This window comes from Rhizobium sp. ARZ01 (assembly GCF_014851675.1).
Lineage (GTDB): Bacteria > Pseudomonadota > Alphaproteobacteria > Rhizobiales > Rhizobiaceae > Mycoplana.
Genome location: NZ_JACVAE010000001.1, coordinates 604,504 through 624,456, shown reverse-complemented (window position 1 = coordinate 624,456; position 19,953 = coordinate 604,504). Strand labels below are relative to the sequence as shown.

Genomic DNA, 19,953 nt, shown 5'->3' with positions numbered 1-19,953 from the left:
GCTGGATGCCGGATCAAGTCCGGCATGACGGAATCTCTTGGACGCGGCGCCCTCACCGCGCCCGCTGACCGAACAGGATCTTCTGCGCTTCCCTGTCCTCGGCAAGGTTTGCCTGGCGAGCACGCTCCTCCTTGCCGACCTCGATGCCGCGCTGGACCGCCGGACGGGCGAGAACGGCGTCGAACCAGCGCTTCAGGTGCGGGAAGTCTTCCAGATTCTGGCCCTGGTTCTCATAGGGACGCACCCAACCGATGCAGGCCATGTCGGCGATTGAATAGTCGCCAGCGAGGAACTCGTGTTCCGCCAACCGCTTGTTCATCACGCCATAGAGACGGTTCACCTCGTTGGTGTAGCGGTCGATGCCGTATTCGATCTTTTCCGGCGCATACTGGCGGAAATGGTGCGCCTGACCGGCCATCGGCCCGAGCCCACCCATCTGCCAGAACAGCCATTCGTCGACCTGCACGCGGGCGCGCTCTTCGGCCGGGTAGAATTTCCCGTACTTGCGGCCGAGATACTGCAGGATGGCACCGGATTCGAACACCGAAATCTGTTCGCCACCCGGGCCATCGGGATCGATGATCGCCGGCATGCGGTTGTTGGGGGCGATATTGAGGAACTCCGGCGCGAACTGCTCGCCCTTGCCGATGTTGATATACTTCACCTCGTAGGGAGCGCCGAGTTCCTCCAGCATGATGGTAATCTTGTAGCCGTTCGGGGTCGGCCAGAAAAAGAGTTCGATCGGCTTGGTCATCCGGTTCTCCATTCGATGTCAGATGGAGTTAGCGATCGCCATGATCGGCTTCAAGGCGCGCCGCCGAATTCATCCACTCCGGCCAAGCCGAACTTCGGCGGCCTCCAAGCCGACTTTCCTGAACGCCAGATGAACCGCCCTCTCAGGACGCGTTCAGTCGCGCCATGCGAGAAGGGCATCACGGAAAGACAATCTCAGGGAACGAACGATGGAAATCCTGGCCCGCCGACTGACGATCATCACGCTGCTGATGACTGTTTTTGCGATCTCGGTCGCTGCAGCAGTCGAAACCGATCAGCGCCGCCACGAGTTGAACAAGCACTACGGCACGGCAAGCGCCTGCTCGATCCCGACAATCTGCTCCGCCGCCCTTTAACCTCACCGCAGCAAGGACGCCCGCCATGCCGATCGCGCTTCTCGCCAGCCTTGCCGTCAGCCTGCGAATCCTCGTGCTCGCCGCACTGATGGTCGCGCCGCTTGCAGCCGTCACTTTTGCCGCAAGCAACGGCGTCCTCGGCGCCGGCAAGCAGGGCGCCGGCCTGGTGCTCTTCGTCACGCTGCAGCGGCAGGCGATGAGCTGAGCCGGGATAGTCGACAGCGAGGCCAGATGCGGCACATTGCGGCGCCAGCGCCCCCGAAAAAGATTTCGAATTCTCCAGTTGTACGGTAACTCTTGGGCACCTTTATTGGGAGCCCGCATGCAATCCATCCTAATCTACGGCGCCGCGGCCCTTGCAGAAATCGCCGGCTGCTTTTCCTTCTGGGCCTGGTTGCGCCTGGAAAAGTCGGCGCTCTGGCTTGTTCCCGGCATGGTATCGCTTGCGGCCTTTGCGTGGCTTCTGACGCTGATCGATTCGAGCGCGGCCGGCCGCGCCTACGCCGCGTACGGCGGCATCTATATCGCTGCGTCCCTCCTGTGGCTCTGGTTTGCGGAAGGCTTTGCCCCCGACCGCTGGGACCTGACGGGTGCTGCAATCGCTGTTGCCGGAGCCATCGTCATTCTTGCCGGTCCACGTTGAATTTTACACAGAATCGCTCGAAAGCGACCCGGTTGACCGCCTCCGGACGTTACAATCTTGTCGTTTGCGTGCAAGCTTCGCCGAACTATAATGATTCATGAGCAAACGAATCTTGTCCCAGACCGCCCTTCCATTCGCCACACCAGATCTCTTCGAGCCGCAGACCTTCGACGACCCGGTCAAGGCGGTCGAGTGCCTGGAAGCACTCTATGAGCGCAACACGCGCTTCCTGACGGATGCGTTTGTCGGACTTGCGCGGACTGGAACGCCGGTGTGCCGCTATCGCGCGTGCTATCCGCAGGTCAGCGTCGAGACGACGAGCTTCGGCCATGTCGATTCGCGGCTGTCCTACGGCTACGTCGCCTCGCCGGGCGTCTACACCACAACGATCACCCGCCCGAAGCTCTTCCGGCATTATCTGAAGGAACAACTGGGCCACCTGATGCGCAACCACGGCATCAGCGTCACGGTGTCGGAATCCTCCACGCCGATCCCATTGCACTTCGCCTTCGGCGAAGGCGCCCATGTCGAGGCGGAGGTCGCCGAAAACATCACCGTACCGCTGCGGGACCTGTTCGACGCACCGGACCTGACGAACACGGACGACGAGATCGCAAACGGTTCCTACGAAGCCGGCCCCGGCGAGGATTCACCGCTTGCGGCCTTCACGGCCCAGCGCATCGACTACTCGCTTGCTCGCCTCAGCCACTACACGGCGACCAACGCCAACCACTTCCAGAACTTCGTACTCTTCACGAACTACCAGTTCTATGTCGATGAATTCTGCGCCTGGGCACGGTTGCAGATGGCCGAGGGCGGCAATGGTTATACGGCCTTCGTCGAGCCCGGAAACGTCGTCACCCAGGCCGGAAACGACAAGCCGGATACGGACCTGACGCTGGCGCGGCTGCCACAGATGCCGGCCTACCATATCAAGCGCAAAGGCCACGGCGGCATCACGCTCGTCAACATCGGCGTCGGCCCCTCCAACGCCAAGACGATCACCGACCACATCGCCGTACTGCGCCCGCATGCCTGGCTGATGCTCGGTCACTGCGCCGGGCTTCGCAACAGCCAGACGCTCGGCGACTACGTGCTTGCCCATGCCTATGTGCGCGAGGATCACGTGCTCGATGACGACCTGCCGGTGTGGGTGCCGATCCCGGCGCTGGCCGAAGTGCAGGTCGCGCTCGAAAGCGCCGTCGCCGAGGTGACGGGGCTCGAGGGCTACGACCTGAAGCGCATTATGCGCACCGGCACGGTCGCCACGATTGACAATCGCAACTGGGAATTGCGCGACCAGCGCGGACCGGTGAAGCGGCTGTCGCAGTCGCGCGCGATCGCGCTCGATATGGAATCGGCAACGATCGCGGCCAACGGTTTCCGCTTCCGTGTGCCCTACGGCACCCTGCTCTGCGTCTCCGACAAGCCCCTGCACGGGGAGTTGAAATTGCCCGGCATGGCAACAGCCTTTTACCGGACCCAGGTCAACCAGCACCTGCGCATCGGCATCCGGGCACTGGAGAAGCTCGCCGGCATGCCGACGGAAAAACTGCACTCGCGCAAGCTGAGAAGCTTCTTCGAGACAGCGTTCCAATAGGCCGTCATCGCGCCTTCGAGGGAAGCCACGACAGGACGATGGAGAGTGCGGTGCCGACGCAGGCGCTGGCCACGATCAGCAGATGTGCATTGATGGCCGCCTCCGCCATCGCCGCAAGCGATACCTTGTCGGCGGCCGCGCCGAACGCGACCGCACCGGCCGCAATGCCGGCCGGATAGGTGCCGACACCACCCGGCGCATGCAGCGGAAGGACCGAGGATAGCTCCCCGCCGAGCGCACCACCAAACGTCGCGGTGAGCGGCGTCACGCCGAGCAGGCCGAGTACCCAGGCGAGCACGATCACCTTCACCCCCCAATTCAAAATGGTGAAGGCCCAGGCGCGGACGAAGCCAGCAGTGTCCGCCGGGATGCCGGCCTCGATCTCTTCCAGAAACTTTTCCAGCCTCTGCGGCAGGGCACTATTCAGGTGGCGGAAGATCAGGGCCTTGGCCGCAAAGAACGCAAGCGGCGAAACAAGGAACGCAATCCAGACGAACCAGGCGATCCCCCTGTTTTCGGCCCCCAACACAAGGCCGACGCCAGCTGCGGCACAAAGCGCGTGCAGATCCAAGAGCCGCATGACCAACAGCGCCGCTGTCGCACGCGGCAAGGGCACGGCGAACTGCGAACGCATCAGAAGCGGAAAGCTCGTCTCCCCGGCCCTGAACGGCAGCATGATGTTGAGGAGATTGTGGACTTGGGTGAGACGAAAGAGCTTCAGGAACCGGCGCGAGGTTTCGGCGGGAAAGTAGTCATATATGCGCTGGGCGCGAACGAGATAGGTGGCGGTCAAAAGCACAAGTGCGGCTATCGTGGTCCCGGCTCCCACCTTGGACCACTGTGACAACAGCTGCCCCCATCCCCATTGCCACTGGATGAAAGCGCCATAGATAGCGAGACAGGCGAATGTCAGCAGGCTCATGGCGTGGCGGGAAAGCCAGTATCGTTTGCTTGAATTCGGTGGCGACATCATCTTAGCTTGCTATCATGAGATCATATAATAACTTAGCGACTTGCATTTCCTGTTGGATTGCAAACGCTTTCGTATCACGACACACATTTTGAGAGAACGCAGCCGAATGAACTGACGCAATTGCTAGCCGGAGAAAGGGAAACAATTGCTGGATGAATCGCAGGCAGTGGTCGCGGGTACGCTGGAGCTCCCCGCAATTGAAATCTCGATAGTCGTTCCCGTCTTCAACGAAGAAGAGAGCGTTGAGCTTCTAGTCGACCGCGTCTGCGAGGCCATGCAAGGTTTCGAAAAGACCTGGGAGCTGATCCTCGTCGACGACGGCAGCACGGATGGTACACTCGCCAAGGCTCGCGGCTTGGTCGATCGTCCGGGCTTGGAGATGTCCATCATCGAGCTGCAGCGCAACTTCGGCCAGACTGCCGCAATGCAAGCAGGCATCGACGCCGCAAACGGTCGTCTGATCGCAACTCTCGACGGCGACCTGCAGAACGATCCGCGCGACATCCGTGCCATGGCAAAGGCCTTGGAGGATCGCGAACTCGACCTTCTCGTCGGTTGGCGCAAGAACCGCAAGGATGGGCTCTTCCTGCGCAAGATCCCCTCGTGGTGCGCAAACGCGCTAATCGGGCGGATTACAGGCGTGCGGCTGCACGACTACGGTTGCAGCCTGAAGGTCTATCGCGCCTCGATCATCAAGCAGGTCAAGCTGATGGGCGAGATGCATCGTTTCATTCCCGCCTGGGTCGCGGGCGTGGTTCCGAGCTCACGGATCGGCGAGATGGTGGTGACGCACCACCCGCGCATGTTGGGAAACTCGAAATACGGCCTTTCCCGCACGTTCCGGGTCATTCTCGACCTTTTGTCCGTGCTGTTCTTCATGCGCTACAAGGCGCGACCCGGCCATTTCTTCGGCTCGATCGGGCTGGCCGCGGGTGCGCTGAGCATGTTGATCCTCACATATCTCTTCATAGACAAATTTGCCTTCGGCGCCGACATCGGCTCGCGGCCACTCCTCTTCGTCGGCGTCATGTTGTTTTTGTCGTCGATCCAGCTCATCACCACAGGCATCCTCTCCGAAATGATGGCACGGACCTATTTCCGCGACGACGACACGCCGAACTACATTGTTCGCCACACCTTCCGGCACGGCTGACATGGTTCGCTTCCTGCGCACAGCGCCGAACGCGGTCTTCGTCCTGCTAGCCGCATATTTTCTGCTGAATTTTCTCGTTCGCCTCGCCATGCCTGATTCGCTGGAGCGGGACGAGGCGCAGCAGATCCTGCTGTCGCAGTGGCTCGCGGCCGGCTACGACACGCAGCCCCCGTTCTATAATTGGGTGCAGTACGCGATCATCAAGATCACGGGGCCGAGCGTTTTCGCAATCAGTCTTCTGAAAAACCTGGTGCTGTTCCTCGCCTATCTCTTCTATGGACTGGCGGCACGCACGGCGTTGAAGAGCCGCGATCTGGCGATCATCGCGACGCTATCGTTGCTGACGATCCCGCAGATCGCCTTCGAGGCACAACGCGACCTGACCCATACGGTCGCCGTCATTTTTGCGGCCTCGCTCTTCTTCTATGGCCTTTTCCGCACGCTCGCAGCCCCCGGTGCCGCATCCTATCTTCTGACCGGCGTGGCGATCGGCATCGGCATGATCTCGAAGTACAATTTCGCCCTCCTGCCGGCTGCAGCCCTGGTTGCCGTGTTGCTCGACCGGGAATGGCGCGCGCGCCTGTTCGACTGGCGGCTGCTCCTGACGATCGCCGCAAGTATCGCAATTGTCGCACCGCACGCACTCTGGCTGCTGGACCACATTGGCGTTGCGAGCGAAAGGACGATGGAGAAGCTGGCTGAAGAGGGAACCGGCCTGTCGTCCCAGATACTCGGCGGCTTCGCTTCCTTGGCGTTGGCCATCGTCGGATTTTCCGCCCTGACCTTCGTCGTTTTCGCCGCCGTATTTCGCGGGCAACTGCTGAAGGCCCTTTCGCAAGGCAGCCGCTGGACGCGACTGATCGAGCGGATGATGCTCGCCTTTCTGCTAGCGCTCGCCCTGCTGATCGTGTTCGGCGGAGCCGCACACATCAAGGATCGCTGGCTCACGCCGTTGCTTTTGATCCTGCCTCTCTACCTCTGCCTGAAGGTGGAAGCGGCTGGCGGGGGGGATGCTTCTCAGTTGAAGCGCTTTCTCCCCGTTCCCCTTCTCATCATGCTCGCCGTGCCAGCCATCCTCTTCGGCCGCGTCGCAATGGCAGGGCTGACAGGAGACTATCAGAAGCTGAACGTTCCCTATGCCGCCTTTGCGGCACATGTCAGGGAGATGGACAATGTTACGCCTGCCGCAATTCTGACAGCGGAAGCACACCTCGCCGGTAATCTGCGCCTGCAGTTTGCCGACGTGCCGGTGCTTTCGGATAACTATCCCGGCTTTGCACCCAAGGTGGGCTTGAGCAGCGAGTCGCCGCTACTGGTTGTCTGGCGCAACGAAAGCGGTACCGAGACGGGCATCCCCCCGAATCTGGCCCTCTATGCAACACGCGCGCAAGAGGTTGCCACTGCCGATCCGATCGTGCGTGCGATCGAACTGCCCTACATTTACGGTCGTGCGGGCGATACCTACGGCTTCGGCTACGCGCTGATCTATCCGGCGGCTCCGCCGCAATCCGACGCTGCCAAGCCCTGACGTGCGCCCTGATCCGGGCACGTTAACACTAGGAATCCGGCGTCAAAACGAAACGGGCCCGGCGCCGAGACGGCGCGCGGGCCCGATGGAGTTCAGGAGATTTCGATCCTCAGCCCTTCATTACCTTCCACCCGTGATCGAGACCCTTGCGGGTGATCTCGATCATCTGGTCGATCTCGCTGCGGGTGATGACCAGCGGCGGGGAATAGAGCATGCGGTCGGCGGTAGCGCGCAGGACGAGGCCGTTGGCGAGGCAGTGGTTGCGCACTTCGACGCCCGCCTTCTCCTTGTCCTCGAAGCGCTTGCGGGTCGCCTTGTCCTCGGCAAGCTGAACGGCAGCCATCAGGCCGACGCACTGCGTCTGGCCGACCATCGGGTGATCTTCCAGCGACTTCAGGCCGGCAGCGAGATAGGGTCCGACGTCGTCGCGGACGCGCTCGACCAACTTCTCGTCCTCGATGATGCGGAGGTTCTCCAGGGCCGCAGCCGCGCAGACCGGGTGGCCGGAATAGGTGAAGCCGTGGTTGAAGTCGCCGACTTCGTTGACCAGGACGTCAGCGACGCGATCGCTGACCATGACGCCGCCGATCGGCAGATAGCCGGAGGACAGACCCTTTGCGATCGGCGCCATGTCCGGCTCCACGCCGAAATACTGGTGGCCGAACCAGCTTCCGGTGCGACCGAAACCGCAGATGACTTCGTCCGTTACCAGCAGAATGTTGCGCGCCTTGCAGATGCGGGCAATCTCCGGCCAGTAGGTTTCCGGCGGCACGATGACGCCGGCCGCCCCCTGGATCGGCTCAGCGACGAAGGCTGCGATATTGTCCTCACCCAATTCGTCGATCTTCGCTTCCAGTTCACGGGCCATCTTCAGGCCGAACTCGGCCGGCGAAAGGTCTCCGCCCTCGCCGTACCAGTAGGGCTGGCCAATATGGACAATGCCGGCGATCGGCAGGTCGCCCTGCTCGTGCATCCACTTCATGCCGCCGAGCGAGGCGCCGGCGACGGTGGAGCCGTGATAGCCGTTCACCCGCGCAATCACCGTTTTCTTCGTCGGCTTGCCCATGGCAGCCCAGTAGACACGCGCCATGCGGAACCAGGTGTCGTTGGCTTCCGAGCCCGAGCCGGTGAAGAAGACGCGGTTGATGTTCGGACCGGCATGGGACGTGATCTTCTGCGCCAGAAGCACCGTCGGCGGCGTCGTGGTGCCGAAGAAGGTGTTATAGTAGGTCAGCTCGTTCATCTGCTTGTAGGCAGCGTCGGCAATTTCCTTGCGTCCATAGCCGATGTTGACGCACCAAAGACCGGCAAAGCCGTCGAGATACTTCTTGCCGTGATTGTCATAGATGTAACAGCCTTCGCCACGCTCGATGATGCGGGTGCCAGCCGCATTCAGCTTTTTCATGTCGGAGAAGGGGTGAAGATGATGCGCGGCATCGAGGGCACCAAGATTGGAGACGGCTGCAGGCATAGTCGACATGAATGGCTTCCTTGGGCTTTACGGGGTTCTCGCCAATTCCACCTCAAAACCGGCGAAAAATCCCTGACTCATTGAACGACGGGTCAGAATGGGTTAGGAAAATGCCTATCTGACAGGCATTTGGCAATAGAGCGGCACAAGAATCGCTCACCGCCGGATGACCTTTGAACAACCCGCCAGAGTGAAACTTGACCATGATCAACGAAAACCCGGTGGCCGGCACCACGCCCGCCAATGCTCCCTCCCGTATCGAAATCCTGCTCGTCGGCATGAACGGCGATCTACGCGGCAAGCAGATCCCGATCGAAGCGGAAAAGAAGGTCTGGGAAGGGACAGTCCGCTTGCCCTCATCGACCCAGTCGCTCGACATCTGGGGCGACGACAACGACGACATCACCGGGCTTTCGCTGTCGGTCGGCGATCCGGACGGCCAGTGCATTCCCGATCGCCGTTCGCTTGCCGCCATGCCCTGGGCGCCGGCAGGCTCGAAGCAGGTGCTCGCCACCATGCACGAACTTGACGGCACGCCGAGCTTCATGTGCCCGCGCGCGATCCTGGCTTCGTTGCTGAAGCGTTTCGAGGAGCGCGGGCTGACGCCGGTCGTTGCGACCGAACTCGAGTTTTACGTGATGGAGGATGATTGGCGTGTGACCGGCAAGCCGCGCCCGCCGGAGCGGCTGATGTATCGCGGCCAGCCGAACGGCTACCAGCTCTATGACATGAGCGCCGTCGACGCGCTTGAAGACTACCTGCAGACCGTCCGCACCTGGGCGCGCGACATGGAACTGCCGGCGGATGCGACCACCGCGGAATTCGGCCACGGACAGTTCGAGATCAACCTCCTGCATCGCCCCGATGCGCTCGCCGCCGCCGACGACTGTATCTACCTCAAGCGCATCGCCGAGCAGGCCGCGCGCCGGCACGGATTGAAATCCACCTGCATGGCCAAGCCTTATGCCGACCAAGCCGGCTCCGGCCTGCACGTGCACGCCAGCATCATCGACAAGGACGGCCGCAACATTCTCGACGCGAAGGGCGGCGATCCGAAGAAGCTGAAGTCGATCTGCGCCGGCATGCTGAAGACGATGCGCGACGCGCAACTGATTTTCGCGCCCTTTGCCAATTCCTACCGCCGCTTCCAGCCCGGCTCTTTCGCGCCCGTGGACATCGACTGGGGCTTCGGCCACCGCGGCACCGCGATCCGCATTCCGGACAAAGACGGCCCGGCAGCCCGCGTCGAACATCGCGTCGCCGGTGCCGATGTCAACCCCTACCTGCTGCTGACAGCCATCCTCGGCGGCATCCTGCTCGGCCTCGACGAGGACCTCGATCCCGGCATGGCAACCGAGCCCGGCAAGGATCCGGTCGGAGTCGGGCGGCTGACGCACGACTTCCTCACGGCGGTCGAGGATTTTCGCGCCTCGCCCTTCATCGCCGACGTCTTCGGTCCGGCCTATCAGAAGCTCTACGGCGACACGAAGCGGAAGGAAGCAATCACTTACCTCCGCACGGTCTCGGACTTCGATTACCAGACCTATCTGGCTCGGATCTGAGTTCAGGCCGCAGCCTGCGGCTTTGGCGTTGATTGTGCCGCCACCTGCGGCACGATCACCTTCAATTCGCCGGCGTGAAGTCGAAGCGAGACATCGCGGCCCATCGGCAGCAACTCGCCGTCGATGACACAGTTGACGGCGCGATCCATCTTCGGGAAATGCAGTTCGACGGCGCTGCCGGTCATCTCGGTCACGGTCGCATTCTCCCGCAGCTTGCCGCGCAGGATATCATAGGCGAGGCGCGCAACGCCCGAGGTCGCCAGCGGTTGCGCGACGTAGAAGCCGAGGTGTCCGCCCGTGATGTCATCCGCATAAAGCAGCGAATCATTGCCGAAACGGTTGTTCGACACATTGATGGCCGAGACCATCCGATGCTCGCGGACACCGTCGACATCGAACTCGACCTCGAATTGCGGTGGGTCCAGCATGACACCGATGGCCGCCCGAATATTGGCGGCAATCTTGCCGGGCCGCGAGCGGTAGGTCATGGCGTTGCGCAGCCGCACCATGCGGGCATGCATTCCTGCGGAAAACTGATGGACAAATGCACGGCCGTTGGCGCTGCCGATATCGGCATCGGCGACGGTGCCATGAGCGAGCGTTTCAACCGCCTGCCAGATGTTGAGCGGAATGCGCAGCGAACGGGCGAACAGGTTCATGGTGCCGGCGGGCACGACGCCGAGCGAGATGCCGCTCTCCCAGGCAAATCCCGCCGCAGCCGAGATCGTACCGTCACCGCCGCCGGCGAGCATCGCATCGAGGTCGGTCCGTCCGGCGCAGCGACGCAGAGCCATCTCGATATCGGCGCCCTCGACGACGTCGCAATCCAGGTGATGGCCCGCAGCGGCGAAGACCGTCTCGGCATACCGTACGTAAGCTTCCATGTCAGTGGTGCGGAAGGTGCCTCCGTCCTTGTTGAATATCGCCTGGATCCGCATCGCTTTTCTCCGAACCGTCGCGCCAGCACCCTCCCCGAAACGTTCCCAGTAATTAAATAGTTGCAAAACGGCAAAATAGCAGCAGACGCCGACGGCGACCGTCTTTTGCCGGCAATAGCAGTGCTGCCATGCAAAAATTAGCGATAGGAATTGCCGCAAATAGTGCTACTTTTGCCGCGGCCCTCGTTCTTCGTGGGCCGATCCTATTGCTTTCCCAAGAATGGCCGCCGGCCGGACCGTCTGCAATGCACCCAGGAGGAGGGTTGCGGCGCACACATCCGCTGTTTGCCGCGATTTGGGCCATCACAGGAAGCCGACGTGACCGACTTGCGCATCGCATCCGCCCCCTCCTCCGGGCAGTCCATCCTCTCCCCTCTCACCGTCGCGCTGATCATCATCGCGCTTGCCGTTGGCAGCTTCGGCATCGGGACAGGCGAATTCGCGATCATGGGTCTGCTGCCGGACGTGGCGACGACTTTCGGCGTCACCAATGCGCAAGCAGGCTACGTCATCAGCGCCTATGCATTCGGTGTCGTCGTCGGTGCACCGGTTCTCGCGGTGATCGGCGCGCGCTTTCGCCGGCGTGACCTGCTTCTGGCCTTCATGGCGGTGTTCGCGGTCGGGAACAGCGCAAGCGCGCTTGCGCCCACCTTCGAGAGCTTCCTGTTGATGCGCTTCCTGACCGGCCTGCCGCACGGCGCCTATTTCGGCGTCGCAGCACTCGTCGCGGCATCGATGGTGCCGGTGAACAAGCGCACGCAGGCGGTCGGCAAGGTCATGCTGGGCCTGACACTCGCCACCCTGATCGGCACGCCGCTCGCCGCCTTCTTCGGGCAAATGCTCGACTGGCAGTACATGTTTGCCGCCGTCGGGATCACCGGCATCCTTACCGTCATCCTGATCGCCATCTTCCTGCCGCGCGACGAGACTCCTGTCGGCATCAACGCATGGACTGAGCTCGAGGCGCTGAAGCGCAAGCAGGTGTGGCTGACGCTCGGCATTGCCGCGACCGGTTTCTGCGGCATGTTCGCCGTCTTCACCTACATCTCGCCGATCGTCACCGAGGTTGCGGGCCTTTCTCTTTCAATGGTGCCGGTCATCATGGCGGTGTTCGGCTCGGGCATGATCGTCGGCAATATCTTCGGCGCCAAGCTCGCCGACCTTTCACTGGTACGCACGATCGGATGGACACTGTTCATCTATTTCCTCGTGCTCGTCACCCTGTCGATGACGGCGCATATTCCGGCGCTGCTCTTCGTCTGCTGCTTCCTCATCGGCTGCAGCTTCGTCGTCGGGCCGGCGCTGCAGACGCGGCTGATGGACGTCGCCGGGAACGCGCAGACACTTGCCGCCGCCTTGAACCACTCGGCCTTCAACGTCGCCAATGCACTTGGCGCGCTGTTCGGCGGCCTCGCCATCAGCCACGGCTACGGCTACGCCTCGATGGGTTTCGTCGGTGCGATCATGGCGGTCTGCGGCTTCGCCGTCTTCTTTGTCTCCATCGCCCTGGAACGTCGTGACCGGCACATGGCGGCGCTGGCGGCCTGCCCGGCCGAATAGACGCAAAACGGGTGTTACCGCGGTGACACCTCCAAATTCGTGCTCTGATAGACATGTCTCCAGCGACCCGCCGACGCGATCCGAATGGATCTGGCGGGACGACACCGGGGCCGCCGCCCGGCACCGGTAGATCCAACATGTCACTCGGAGATTGAAATGCCCCGCTTTATCGATTCGCTCACCGGTTCCGACTGGTTCGGCTATTTCGCCCGCATTGTGCTGACGTCGATGTTCTGGATGAGTGGCCTTGCCAAGATGCTCGACTTCGACGCTGGTGTCGCGGAGATGGCACATTTCGGGCTGGAGCCGGCGCCGTTCTTCAACGCAGCCGTCGCACTGACGCAGCTCTTCGGCTCGGCCTTCATCATCGCCAACCGCCTGACCTGGCTGGGAGCCGGCATGCTTGCAGTCTTCACTGCGCTGACCATCCCGATCGCGCACGCTTTCTGGGCCATGGAAGAGCCGATGCGCACCCTCGAATTCTACTTCGTCGCCGAACACGTCACCGTCATCGGCGCGCTGATGGTCGTCGCCTGGAAGTCCAACCACCCGGAGACATCGAATACGGTTGCCGCTGCGGCGTAGCGGCAAAGGGGGCGCCGCCCTCCCCCCACAACTCCGGGGCGGCGCCCTGCTTACTTCAAGTCCGGCAGCCTCAAGGGGCCGCCGGTCTTTATCGTGCGGATGGCGAAGTTGGAGCGGATGTCGGAGACGCCCGGCAGCGTCAGCAAAGTATCGGTCAAAAGCCGCTCGTAAGCGGCCAGATCGGCAACCACCACCTCCGCCAGGAAATCTGCATTCCCGGAGATCAGGAAACAGGAAGCCACCTCGGGAATAGCGAGCAGCGCTTCTTGCTGCGACAGCGCGTTGTGCAAATTGTGACGGTCGACCTTGATCTCGACGAGCACGGTCAGGCCGAGGCCGACCTCCTTGCGATCTATGTCCGCCCGATACCCCTTGAGGATGCCTGATTTTTCCAGATTGCGGATGCGACGCAGACAGGGCGAAGGCGACAGATTCACCCGCTCGGCGATCTCGACATTGGTGGCACGCGCATCCTCCTGAAGGATGCGCAGGATGGCGATATCGAATTTATCCAGATTTGGCATCTTTTGTTCTTTTGAAAGCATACTATGGCAGATAATTGCGCATAGTATTCATCTTCAGCCACACTTCGCAAGGACATGCCTCGGCATTCGGCAGTAGTTTTTCTGCAGAAACAATCCGCATCCGCTGCCGAGGAATGCCGCATGTCCGTCTCGACATTTTCGCCTACTGAGCGCACCTCGACCGCAGCCGGTTATGCCGGGGCGATCGTCACCGTGCTCATATGGGCAACCTGGGTGCTCGCCACCCGCCATACCGCCTCCACATCTCTGACGACGGTTGACGTCGGCCTGCTCCGCTACGGTGTTCCCGCCATCGTCCTGGCACCGATCTGGGTCCGCATGGGCCTGTTGCCCAAAGGCGTGCCGTTGCGGCTGATCGTCATGATGGTCGCCGGCGCGGGCGCGCTGTTCTTCCAGGTGACGGCCTATGCGCTGCATTCAACGCCCGCCGCCGCGGGCGGTATTCTGCTTGGCGGCTCGATGCCGCTTGCGACCGCCGTGATCGGCATCATCCTGTTCGGGGAACGTCCGGACCGGATGCGCGTGCTGGGTCTCCTCGCCATCCTAGCAGGGCTTGCGATCCTGCTCGGCAAGGCCCTGTTCTCAGGCGGCATGACGCTTACTGGCTTCGCGTTGCTGCCATTTGGCGGGCTGCTGTGGGCAGGCTATACGCACGCATTCCGGCGCTCGGGCCTGACACCGCTGCAGGGCGGCGCCCTCATCACGAGTTGGTCGACATTCATCCATCTCGGCCTGGCTGTGATCTTTGGCACGACGCTCGCCGCGGCACCGCTGTCGGAAGTGGCGGTGCAGTTCACCAGCCAGGGCATTCTCTCCGGCCTCGTGGCCACCTTCGCTTACGGAACAGCCATCCGCGCCCTCGGCGGCACGCAGGCGGCTGCGTTCACAGCAATTACGCCGGTGCTGGTGACGCTTGGCGGCGGGCTGCTGCTCGGCGAACCGCTCGGCATGACGGAGATGGCCGCCGCCGTCGTCACCGGCGCCGGTGTCGCGCTCTCCACCGGCATCCTGTCGAAGCGGGCGTGAGACCAAGGCAGCCCGAAAGAAAAAGGCCCCGGCGAGCAATCACCGGGGCCTTCGGCGGTAAACTACTGTCATTGGTAGCGCTCCCTCCCTCCGTCACCCCGGACTTGATCCGGGGTCCAGCTGCGCCGCGTCCGCGGCGCGTAAGAGTCATTGCGCGCAAGGACTTGAGCGCGCTGGATGCCGGGTCAAGCCCGGCATGACGGATCGGTTCGCCCGCGCTCGTTGTCCGCACAACTGACGCTCACCCATGCACGATCTCGCGGTGGCGCTGGAGCCGCTTGCCGTAGGCCTGGCTGACCCGGTCGAAGATGATGGCGATGCCGACGATGGCCAGGCCATTGAAAATACCGAGCGTAAAGTACTGGTTGGCGATGGCCTTCAGCACCGGCTGGCCAAGCCCCTGAACGCCGATCATCGAAGCAATGACGACCATGGCGAGCGCCATCATGATCGTCTGGTTGATGCCGGCCATGATGGTCGGCAGCGCCAGCGGCATCTGCACGTTCTTCAGTTTCTGCCAGCTCGAGGAGCCGAAGGCGTCCGCCGCCTCCAGCACGTCCTTGTCCACCAGCCGGATGCCGAGGTTGGTCAGGCGGATCATCGGCGGGATCGCGTAGATCACCACGGCGATCAGCCCAGGCACCTTGCCGATGCCCAGCAGCATCACGACCGGAATCAGATAGACGAAGCTCGGCATGGTCTGCATCACGTCGAGGATCGGATTGACCATGTTCTGGAAGCGATCGGACCGTGCCATGACAATGCCAAGCGGGATGCCGATCGCGATCGACAGAACGGTGCAGACGAAGATCATCGAGATCGTCTTCATCGTATCATCCCACATGTCGAAGTAGCCGATGATGAGCAGCGTGCCGATGCAGCCGGCGACGATCTTCCAGTTGCGGCTGGCCAGCCAGGCGATCAGTGCGATCACGATCAGCACGATCGGCCAGGGCGTGCGCGTCATCAGCCGCTCGGACTGGATCAGGAAGAACTGCAAGGGCTCGAAGAAGGATTCGATGGCTTCGCCATAGGCGCGCGTGAAGGATCTGAAGCCCTCGTCGATCGCCTTCTTCAACTGGCGCAAAGAATCGTCGTTCATATGCGGAAAGCTGGTGAGCCAGTCCATGCCTGTTCCCCTTATAGTCATTGTTCTGCGCCATCGTTTTGTCTTCCGATGGCGGAAAAGACGACAGGCGGCGCGATGGTCGCGCCGCCTGCGGTCAAACTTTCCAGATCAAAGGGATGCCTTGATCTTCTCGGCCGCATCCGGCGATACCCATGGGGTCCAGAGCGCTTCGTTTTCCTTCAGGAACTGCTTGGCGCCATCCTCACCGCTCGCCTGATTGTCGGTCATCCAGGCCATCAGCTTGTTGACCGTGTCGTTCGACCAGGAGCGCTTGTTCAGATAGTCCATGACGTCGGTGCCGGCGCGCTCCGAGAAGCTTTTGGTCACGAGCGTCTGCACCTTGTCCTTCGGCCAGTCATTCTTCTTCGGGTCCGGGCAATCGGCAACCGTGTTGCAGCGCTTCCACTCGGCTGCATCATAGGGAACGCCATGCTCGAGCTTGACCATCTCGTACTTGCCGAGAAGGGCGGTCGGCGCCCAGTAGTAGCCGACCCAGCCCTGCTTGCGCTCATAGGCCTTGGCGATCGAGCCGTCGAGGCCGGCAGCCGAGCCGGTGTCGATCAGGCTGAAGCCTGCACCTTCACCGCCATAGGCCTTGTAAAACTGCGTCGTCGCGACCGTACCGCCCCAGCCCTGCGGGCCATTGTGGACGGCACCCTTGCTGGAGTCTTCCGGGTCCGGGAAGAGTTCCGGATGCTTCAGGGCGTCATCGATCGTCTTGATGTCCGGATTGGCGTCGGCGATGTACTTCGGGATCCACCAGCCCTGCACGGCAGCGTCGGAAAGCGCCTGGGCGGCGCCAACGAGCTTGCCCTCTTCCAGACCACGGTTGACGACGTCGGGGAGCAGGTCGACCCAGCCTTCCGGCGCCAGATCGGGCTCACCCTTTTCGATCATCGAGGTGATGGTCGGAACGGTATCACCAACGATGATTTCGGCGTTGCAGCCGTAGCCTTCGCTGAGAATGATCTTGTCGAGGCTCGCCAGAACCTCGGCGCTCTGCCAGTTCATGCTGGCGATCGTGACATCGCCGCATTCGGCCGATGCCGCGCCGGCCATGCCGAACAGGCCCAATGCGAGACAGGTGGTTGCAAGCAGGTGTTTCATGTCGGTTCCCTCTTATAGCGGCGGTGGACGCACCCCCGATGTCCGACTGCACCGCCGCAACCGGCATCATGATCCGATCTGCGGGGCATCGCCGGCCACTCCCACCGGCGAATTTGAGTCTGCTCCGCAAACAGGAGTTTTGCAGGAGTGTAAAGGAATGTCGATCAATAAGCGCCCGAGATTGGTCCGGTTGCGTCATCCGCGATGAAATTTGCCGACGCAATGATTGAAATGCAGTTAGCGCCCCACGCTATGCGCGTGGAACGCTAATTGAATGATTGAATTTGACTTTTTGCAATAGCGCGTCGGCTCAGGCCTGCACGACGACGACCTGTCCGCCCACTTTGACACGTTCGTAAAGGTCGATCACGTCATGATTGAGCATACGGATACAGCCGCTCGACATGGCATGCCCGATCGACTGCGGCTGATTGGTGCCGTGGATGCGAAACAGGGTGTCGTTGCCGCCGCGATAGAGATAGATGGCGCGGGCACCGAGCGGGTTGTTCAAACCACCTTCCATGCCGCCTGCATACTTCTGATAGCGGTCCGGGTCGCGGCCGATCATGTTCGGCGTCGGCGTCCAGTTCGGCCATTCCGCCTTGCGGCCGATGGCGGCATTGCCCGACAGCGCCAGACCGGCACGCCCCACGCCAACGCCATAGCGCATGGCGCGACCGTCACCGAGCACATAGTAGAGCCGGCGTGCCGGTGTATCGACGACGACGGTACCGGGCGCGTGATCCGTCTCATAGGCGACTTCCTGGCGACGCAATTCCGGCTTCACCTTTTCAAGCGGCATCGGCTGCAGCGGAAATTTCTCCTCCGGCAGCGCTGCATAGTTGACCTGGTGATTCGGGGCATTGGTCGTGCAGCCGGCAAGAAGGGCGGATACGCCCAGAAGCAGGCCGCGGCGGGAAATCGACATAAAATATTCCTTAAGATTCGTTTGGCGCGGCGAACCTAGGAAAATTATGGTTAATGCCCGGTTAAGCTGCGGAAATTGCAAAAGAATGCCAATGAGTTGAGAGGCTGCTCAACGGCAATTGCAAACGCACGCGTTGCGTTTCGACCATGGCTTGATGCGCCGAAACGCAAAAGGGCCGCCCTCTCCACGTCGAAGGTGGGGATGGGCCCCCATTTCTGACTGATCGGGCGGGCCGGGCCGAACATTACATGTTCGGATAGACCGGCCCTTCGCCGCTTGTTCCTGGCGGTGGTCCAGGCGGGCCGAACCGAACATTACATGTTCGGATAGACCGGCCCTTCGCCACCTTGCGGCGGCACCCAGTTGATGTTCTGGTTCGGGTCCTTGATGTCGCAGGTCTTGCAGTGGACGCAGTTCTGCGCGTTGATCACGAACACGTCCTTGCCGTCCTTCTGCACCCATTCGTAGACGCCGGCCGGACAGTAGCGCGTCGAGGGGCCGGCATAGACATCCAGTTCCGAAGTCTTCTGCAACTCCGGGTTCTTCACCTGCAGGTGGATCGGCTGGTCTTCCTCGTGATTGGTGTTCGACAAAAACACCGAGGAGAGACGATCGAAGGTGAGAACACCGTCGGGCTTCGGATAGTCGATCTTGTTGTGCTTCTCGGCCGGCTCGAGCGAGGCGGCGTCAGTCTTGCCGTGCTTCAGCGTGCCGAAGAAGGAAAAACCGAACAGCGTGTTGGTCCACATGTCGAGCCCGCCGAGAGCGACACCGATCGCCGTGCCGAACTTCGACCACAGCGGCTTGACGTTCCGGACCTTCTTCAAATCCGAACCGATGGCGCTGTCGCGCCAGCCCTGTTCGATCTCGATCGGCTCGTCATGGGCGCGGCCGGCCGCGATCGCGTCCGCCAGCTTCTCGGCGGCGAGAATGCCCGACAGCACCGCGTTGTGGCTGCCCTTGATGCGCGGCACGTTGACGAAGCCGGCCGAGCAGCCGATCAGCGCTCCACCGGGGAAGGACAGCTTCGGCACCGACTGGTAGCCGCCCTCGGTGATGGCACGGGCGCCATAGGAGAGACGCTTGCCACCCTCGAACGTGCCGCGAATAGCCGGATGCGTCTTGAAGCGCTGGAATTCCTCGAAGGGGTACAGCCAGGGGTTCTTGTAGTTCAGGTGGACGACGAAGCCGACGGCGACGAGGTTGTCTTCCAGATGATAGAGGAAGGAGCCACCGCCGGTCTTCATGCCGAGCGGCCAGCCGAAGGAATGCTTGACGAGGCCCGGCTTGTGGTTTTCCGGCTTGACTTCCCAAAGCTCCTTCAGCCCGATGCCGAATTTCTGCGGCTCGCGGTCCTTCTGCAGGTCGAATTTCGAAATCAGCAGCTTGGCGAGCGAGCCGCGCACGCCCTCGCCGATCAGCGTGTACTTGCCGAGCAGCGCCATGCCGCGCGTATAGTTCGGTCCCGGCTCGCCGTCGCGGCCAATGCCCATGTCGCCGGTGGCGACGCCGATGACGGCACCCTCGTCGTTGTAGAGCACTTCAGTCGCGGCGAAGCCCGGATAGATCTCGACGCCGAGTGCTTCCGCATGGGTCGCAAGCCAGCGACAGACGTTGCCGAGCGAGACGATGTAGTTGCCGTGGTTGCTCATCAAAGGCGGCATGGCGAAGTTCGGCAGACGGACAGATCCGGCGGGGCCGAGAAGCAGGAACTGATCGTCCGTCACTTCGGTCTTGAACGGATGGTCGCTTTCCTCGCGCCAGTGCGGCAGCAGGCGGTCGATGCCGATCGGATCGACGACAGCACCCGACAGGATGTGCGCGCCAACTTCCGCGCCCTTTTCAAGGACGACGACCGAGAGCTCCGGGTTGACCTGCTTCAGCCGGATTGCCGCAGCCAGACCCGCGGGCCCCGCGCCGACGATCACCACGTCGAATTCCATGCTCTCGCGCTCGGGCAGCTCCATCGCTTCAGTCATCTTATCTTGCCTCCAGTTTCCGCCATCCCCCGACGGGCAGCCATGCTTTGGATTTTCTCATGACAAATGCACACAGTCTTGTCGAGCCAAGCGGCG

Annotated in this window: 19 protein-coding genes; 10 read left to right on the top strand and 9 right to left on the bottom strand. The window is 62.0% G+C overall.

The features are described 5' to 3' along the window. Positions 1-52: 52 nt before the first annotated feature. Positions 53-754, bottom strand: a complete 702-nt coding sequence (locus IB238_RS02930; RefSeq protein WP_192243401.1) for a glutathione S-transferase N-terminal domain-containing protein — start codon at positions 752-754, stop codon at positions 53-55. Positions 755-962: 208 nt separating this feature from the next. Between IB238_RS02930 and IB238_RS02925 the strand changes: the two genes are divergently transcribed. From IB238_RS02925 to IB238_RS02910, 4 genes are all read left to right on the top strand, one after another. Further along, a complete protein-coding gene (locus IB238_RS02925) occupies positions 963-1,130 on the top strand; it encodes a hypothetical protein (protein WP_192247839.1) in 168 nt (55 codons plus the stop codon). Positions 1,131-1,155: 25 nt separating this feature from the next. Then, on the top strand, positions 1,156-1,335 hold the full coding sequence (locus IB238_RS02920) for a hypothetical protein (protein WP_192243400.1): 180 nt from the start codon (positions 1,156-1,158) through the stop codon (positions 1,333-1,335). Positions 1,336-1,452: 117 nt separating this feature from the next. Then, positions 1,453-1,773 carry a YnfA family protein gene (locus tag IB238_RS02915; protein WP_192243398.1) on the top strand — a complete coding sequence of 107 codons (321 nt, stop codon included), beginning with the start codon at positions 1,453-1,455 and terminating at the stop codon, positions 1,771-1,773. A gap of 97 nt (positions 1,774-1,870) precedes the next feature. Further along, positions 1,871-3,373 (top strand): AMP nucleosidase, encoded by a 1,503-nt coding sequence (locus tag IB238_RS02910; protein ID WP_192243396.1) that lies wholly within the window; start codon positions 1,871-1,873, stop codon positions 3,371-3,373. 4 nt (positions 3,374-3,377) lie between these two features. On the opposite strand, the gene IB238_RS02905 is transcribed toward IB238_RS02910, so the two are convergent. Beyond that, positions 3,378-4,346 (bottom strand): lysylphosphatidylglycerol synthase transmembrane domain-containing protein, encoded by a 969-nt coding sequence (locus IB238_RS02905; RefSeq protein WP_192243394.1) that lies wholly within the window; start codon positions 4,344-4,346, stop codon positions 3,378-3,380. A gap of 148 nt (positions 4,347-4,494) precedes the next feature. On the opposite strand from IB238_RS02905, the gene IB238_RS02900 reads away from it, so the two are divergent. Both IB238_RS02900 and IB238_RS02895 read left to right on the top strand, forming a co-directional pair. Next, positions 4,495-5,499, top strand: a complete 1,005-nt coding sequence (locus IB238_RS02900; protein WP_192247315.1) for a glycosyltransferase family 2 protein — start codon at positions 4,495-4,497, stop codon at positions 5,497-5,499. A 1-nt stretch (position 5,500) separates the two neighbouring features. Continuing rightward, positions 5,501-7,027, top strand: a complete 1,527-nt coding sequence (locus IB238_RS02895) for a glycosyltransferase family 39 protein (RefSeq protein ID WP_192247313.1) — start codon at positions 5,501-5,503, stop codon at positions 7,025-7,027. A gap of 109 nt (positions 7,028-7,136) precedes the next feature. Here IB238_RS02895 and IB238_RS02890 read toward each other — a convergent pair whose 3' ends face one another. Then, on the bottom strand, positions 7,137-8,507 hold the full coding sequence (locus IB238_RS02890; protein WP_192243392.1) for an aspartate aminotransferase family protein: 1,371 nt from the start codon (positions 8,505-8,507) through the stop codon (positions 7,137-7,139). 194 nt (positions 8,508-8,701) lie between these two features. On the opposite strand from IB238_RS02890, the gene IB238_RS02885 reads away from it, so the two are divergent. Beyond that, on the top strand, positions 8,702-10,060 hold the full coding sequence (locus tag IB238_RS02885) for a glutamine synthetase family protein (protein WP_192247311.1): 1,359 nt from the start codon (positions 8,702-8,704) through the stop codon (positions 10,058-10,060). 2 nt (positions 10,061-10,062) lie between these two features. Here IB238_RS02885 and IB238_RS02880 read toward each other — a convergent pair whose 3' ends face one another. Then, positions 10,063-10,998: a diacylglycerol kinase family protein gene (locus IB238_RS02880; RefSeq protein ID WP_192243390.1), complete on the bottom strand. Its 936-nt coding sequence runs from the start codon at positions 10,996-10,998 to the stop codon at positions 10,063-10,065. A 318-nt stretch (positions 10,999-11,316) separates the two neighbouring features. On the opposite strand from IB238_RS02880, the gene IB238_RS02875 reads away from it, so the two are divergent. Together IB238_RS02875 and IB238_RS02870 are read left to right on the top strand one after the other, a co-directional pair. Further along, positions 11,317-12,558 (top strand): MFS transporter, encoded by a 1,242-nt coding sequence (locus IB238_RS02875; protein ID WP_192243388.1) that lies wholly within the window; start codon positions 11,317-11,319, stop codon positions 12,556-12,558. 156 nt (positions 12,559-12,714) lie between these two features. Then, entirely contained in the window at positions 12,715-13,143 is a 429-nt protein-coding gene (locus tag IB238_RS02870; protein WP_192243386.1) for a DoxX family protein, read from the top strand. A 50-nt stretch (positions 13,144-13,193) separates the two neighbouring features. Here IB238_RS02870 and IB238_RS02865 read toward each other — a convergent pair whose 3' ends face one another. Continuing rightward, entirely contained in the window at positions 13,194-13,667 is a 474-nt protein-coding gene (locus IB238_RS02865; RefSeq protein WP_192243384.1) for an Lrp/AsnC family transcriptional regulator, read from the bottom strand. Between the two features lie 141 nt (positions 13,668-13,808). On the opposite strand from IB238_RS02865, the gene IB238_RS02860 reads away from it, so the two are divergent. Next, positions 13,809-14,714, top strand: a complete 906-nt coding sequence (locus IB238_RS02860; protein WP_192243382.1) for a DMT family transporter — start codon at positions 13,809-13,811, stop codon at positions 14,712-14,714. Positions 14,715-14,955: 241 nt separating this feature from the next. Here IB238_RS02860 and IB238_RS02855 read toward each other — a convergent pair whose 3' ends face one another. From IB238_RS02855 to IB238_RS02840, 4 genes are all read right to left on the bottom strand, one after another. Further along, complete coding sequence (locus tag IB238_RS02855; RefSeq protein ID WP_192243380.1) at positions 14,956-15,843, bottom strand: proline/glycine betaine ABC transporter permease; 888 nt, start codon at positions 15,841-15,843, stop codon at positions 14,956-14,958. 108 nt (positions 15,844-15,951) lie between these two features. Then, positions 15,952-16,950 carry an ABC transporter substrate-binding protein gene (locus tag IB238_RS02850; RefSeq protein ID WP_192243378.1) on the bottom strand — a complete coding sequence of 333 codons (999 nt, stop codon included), beginning with the start codon at positions 16,948-16,950 and terminating at the stop codon, positions 15,952-15,954. Positions 16,951-17,260: 310 nt separating this feature from the next. Then, a complete protein-coding gene (locus IB238_RS02845; protein WP_192243376.1) occupies positions 17,261-17,878 on the bottom strand; it encodes a L,D-transpeptidase in 618 nt (205 codons plus the stop codon). A 314-nt stretch (positions 17,879-18,192) separates the two neighbouring features. Next, positions 18,193-19,857 carry an electron transfer flavoprotein-ubiquinone oxidoreductase gene (locus IB238_RS02840; protein WP_192243375.1) on the bottom strand — a complete coding sequence of 555 codons (1,665 nt, stop codon included), beginning with the start codon at positions 19,855-19,857 and terminating at the stop codon, positions 18,193-18,195. Positions 19,858-19,953 lie beyond the last annotated feature (96 nt).

What these genes read in the sequence shown, in the direction of transcription:
- IB238_RS02930 (WP_192243401.1), bottom strand. Translation starts at nt 754, where the DNA reads ATGACCAAGCCGATCGAACTCTTTTTCTGGCCGACCCCGAACGGCTAC.
- IB238_RS02925 (WP_192247839.1), top strand. Translation starts at nt 963, where the DNA reads ATGGAAATCCTGGCCCGCCGACTGACGATCATCACGCTGCTGATGACT.
- IB238_RS02920 (WP_192243400.1), top strand. Translation starts at nt 1,156, where the DNA reads ATGCCGATCGCGCTTCTCGCCAGCCTTGCCGTCAGCCTGCGAATCCTC.
- IB238_RS02915 (WP_192243398.1), top strand. Translation starts at nt 1,453, where the DNA reads ATGCAATCCATCCTAATCTACGGCGCCGCGGCCCTTGCAGAAATCGCC.
- IB238_RS02910 (WP_192243396.1), top strand. Translation starts at nt 1,871, where the DNA reads ATGAGCAAACGAATCTTGTCCCAGACCGCCCTTCCATTCGCCACACCA.
- IB238_RS02905 (WP_192243394.1), bottom strand. Translation starts at nt 4,346, where the DNA reads ATGATGTCGCCACCGAATTCAAGCAAACGATACTGGCTTTCCCGCCAC.
- IB238_RS02895 (WP_192247313.1), top strand. Translation starts at nt 5,501, where the DNA reads ATGGTTCGCTTCCTGCGCACAGCGCCGAACGCGGTCTTCGTCCTGCTA.
- IB238_RS02890 (WP_192243392.1), bottom strand. Translation starts at nt 8,507, where the DNA reads ATGTCGACTATGCCTGCAGCCGTCTCCAATCTTGGTGCCCTCGATGCC.
- IB238_RS02885 (WP_192247311.1), top strand. Translation starts at nt 8,702, where the DNA reads ATGATCAACGAAAACCCGGTGGCCGGCACCACGCCCGCCAATGCTCCC.
- IB238_RS02880 (WP_192243390.1), bottom strand. Translation starts at nt 10,998, where the DNA reads ATGCGGATCCAGGCGATATTCAACAAGGACGGAGGCACCTTCCGCACC.
- IB238_RS02870 (WP_192243386.1), top strand. Translation starts at nt 12,715, where the DNA reads ATGCCCCGCTTTATCGATTCGCTCACCGGTTCCGACTGGTTCGGCTAT.
- IB238_RS02865 (WP_192243384.1), bottom strand. Translation starts at nt 13,667, where the DNA reads ATGCCAAATCTGGATAAATTCGATATCGCCATCCTGCGCATCCTTCAG.
- IB238_RS02860 (WP_192243382.1), top strand. Translation starts at nt 13,809, where the DNA reads ATGTCCGTCTCGACATTTTCGCCTACTGAGCGCACCTCGACCGCAGCC.
- IB238_RS02855 (WP_192243380.1), bottom strand. Translation starts at nt 15,843, where the DNA reads ATGGACTGGCTCACCAGCTTTCCGCATATGAACGACGATTCTTTGCGC.
- IB238_RS02850 (WP_192243378.1), bottom strand. Translation starts at nt 16,950, where the DNA reads ATGAAACACCTGCTTGCAACCACCTGTCTCGCATTGGGCCTGTTCGGC.
- IB238_RS02845 (WP_192243376.1), bottom strand. Translation starts at nt 17,878, where the DNA reads ATGTCGATTTCCCGCCGCGGCCTGCTTCTGGGCGTATCCGCCCTTCTT.
- IB238_RS02840 (WP_192243375.1), bottom strand. Translation starts at nt 19,857, where the DNA reads ATGACTGAAGCGATGGAGCTGCCCGAGCGCGAGAGCATGGAATTCGAC.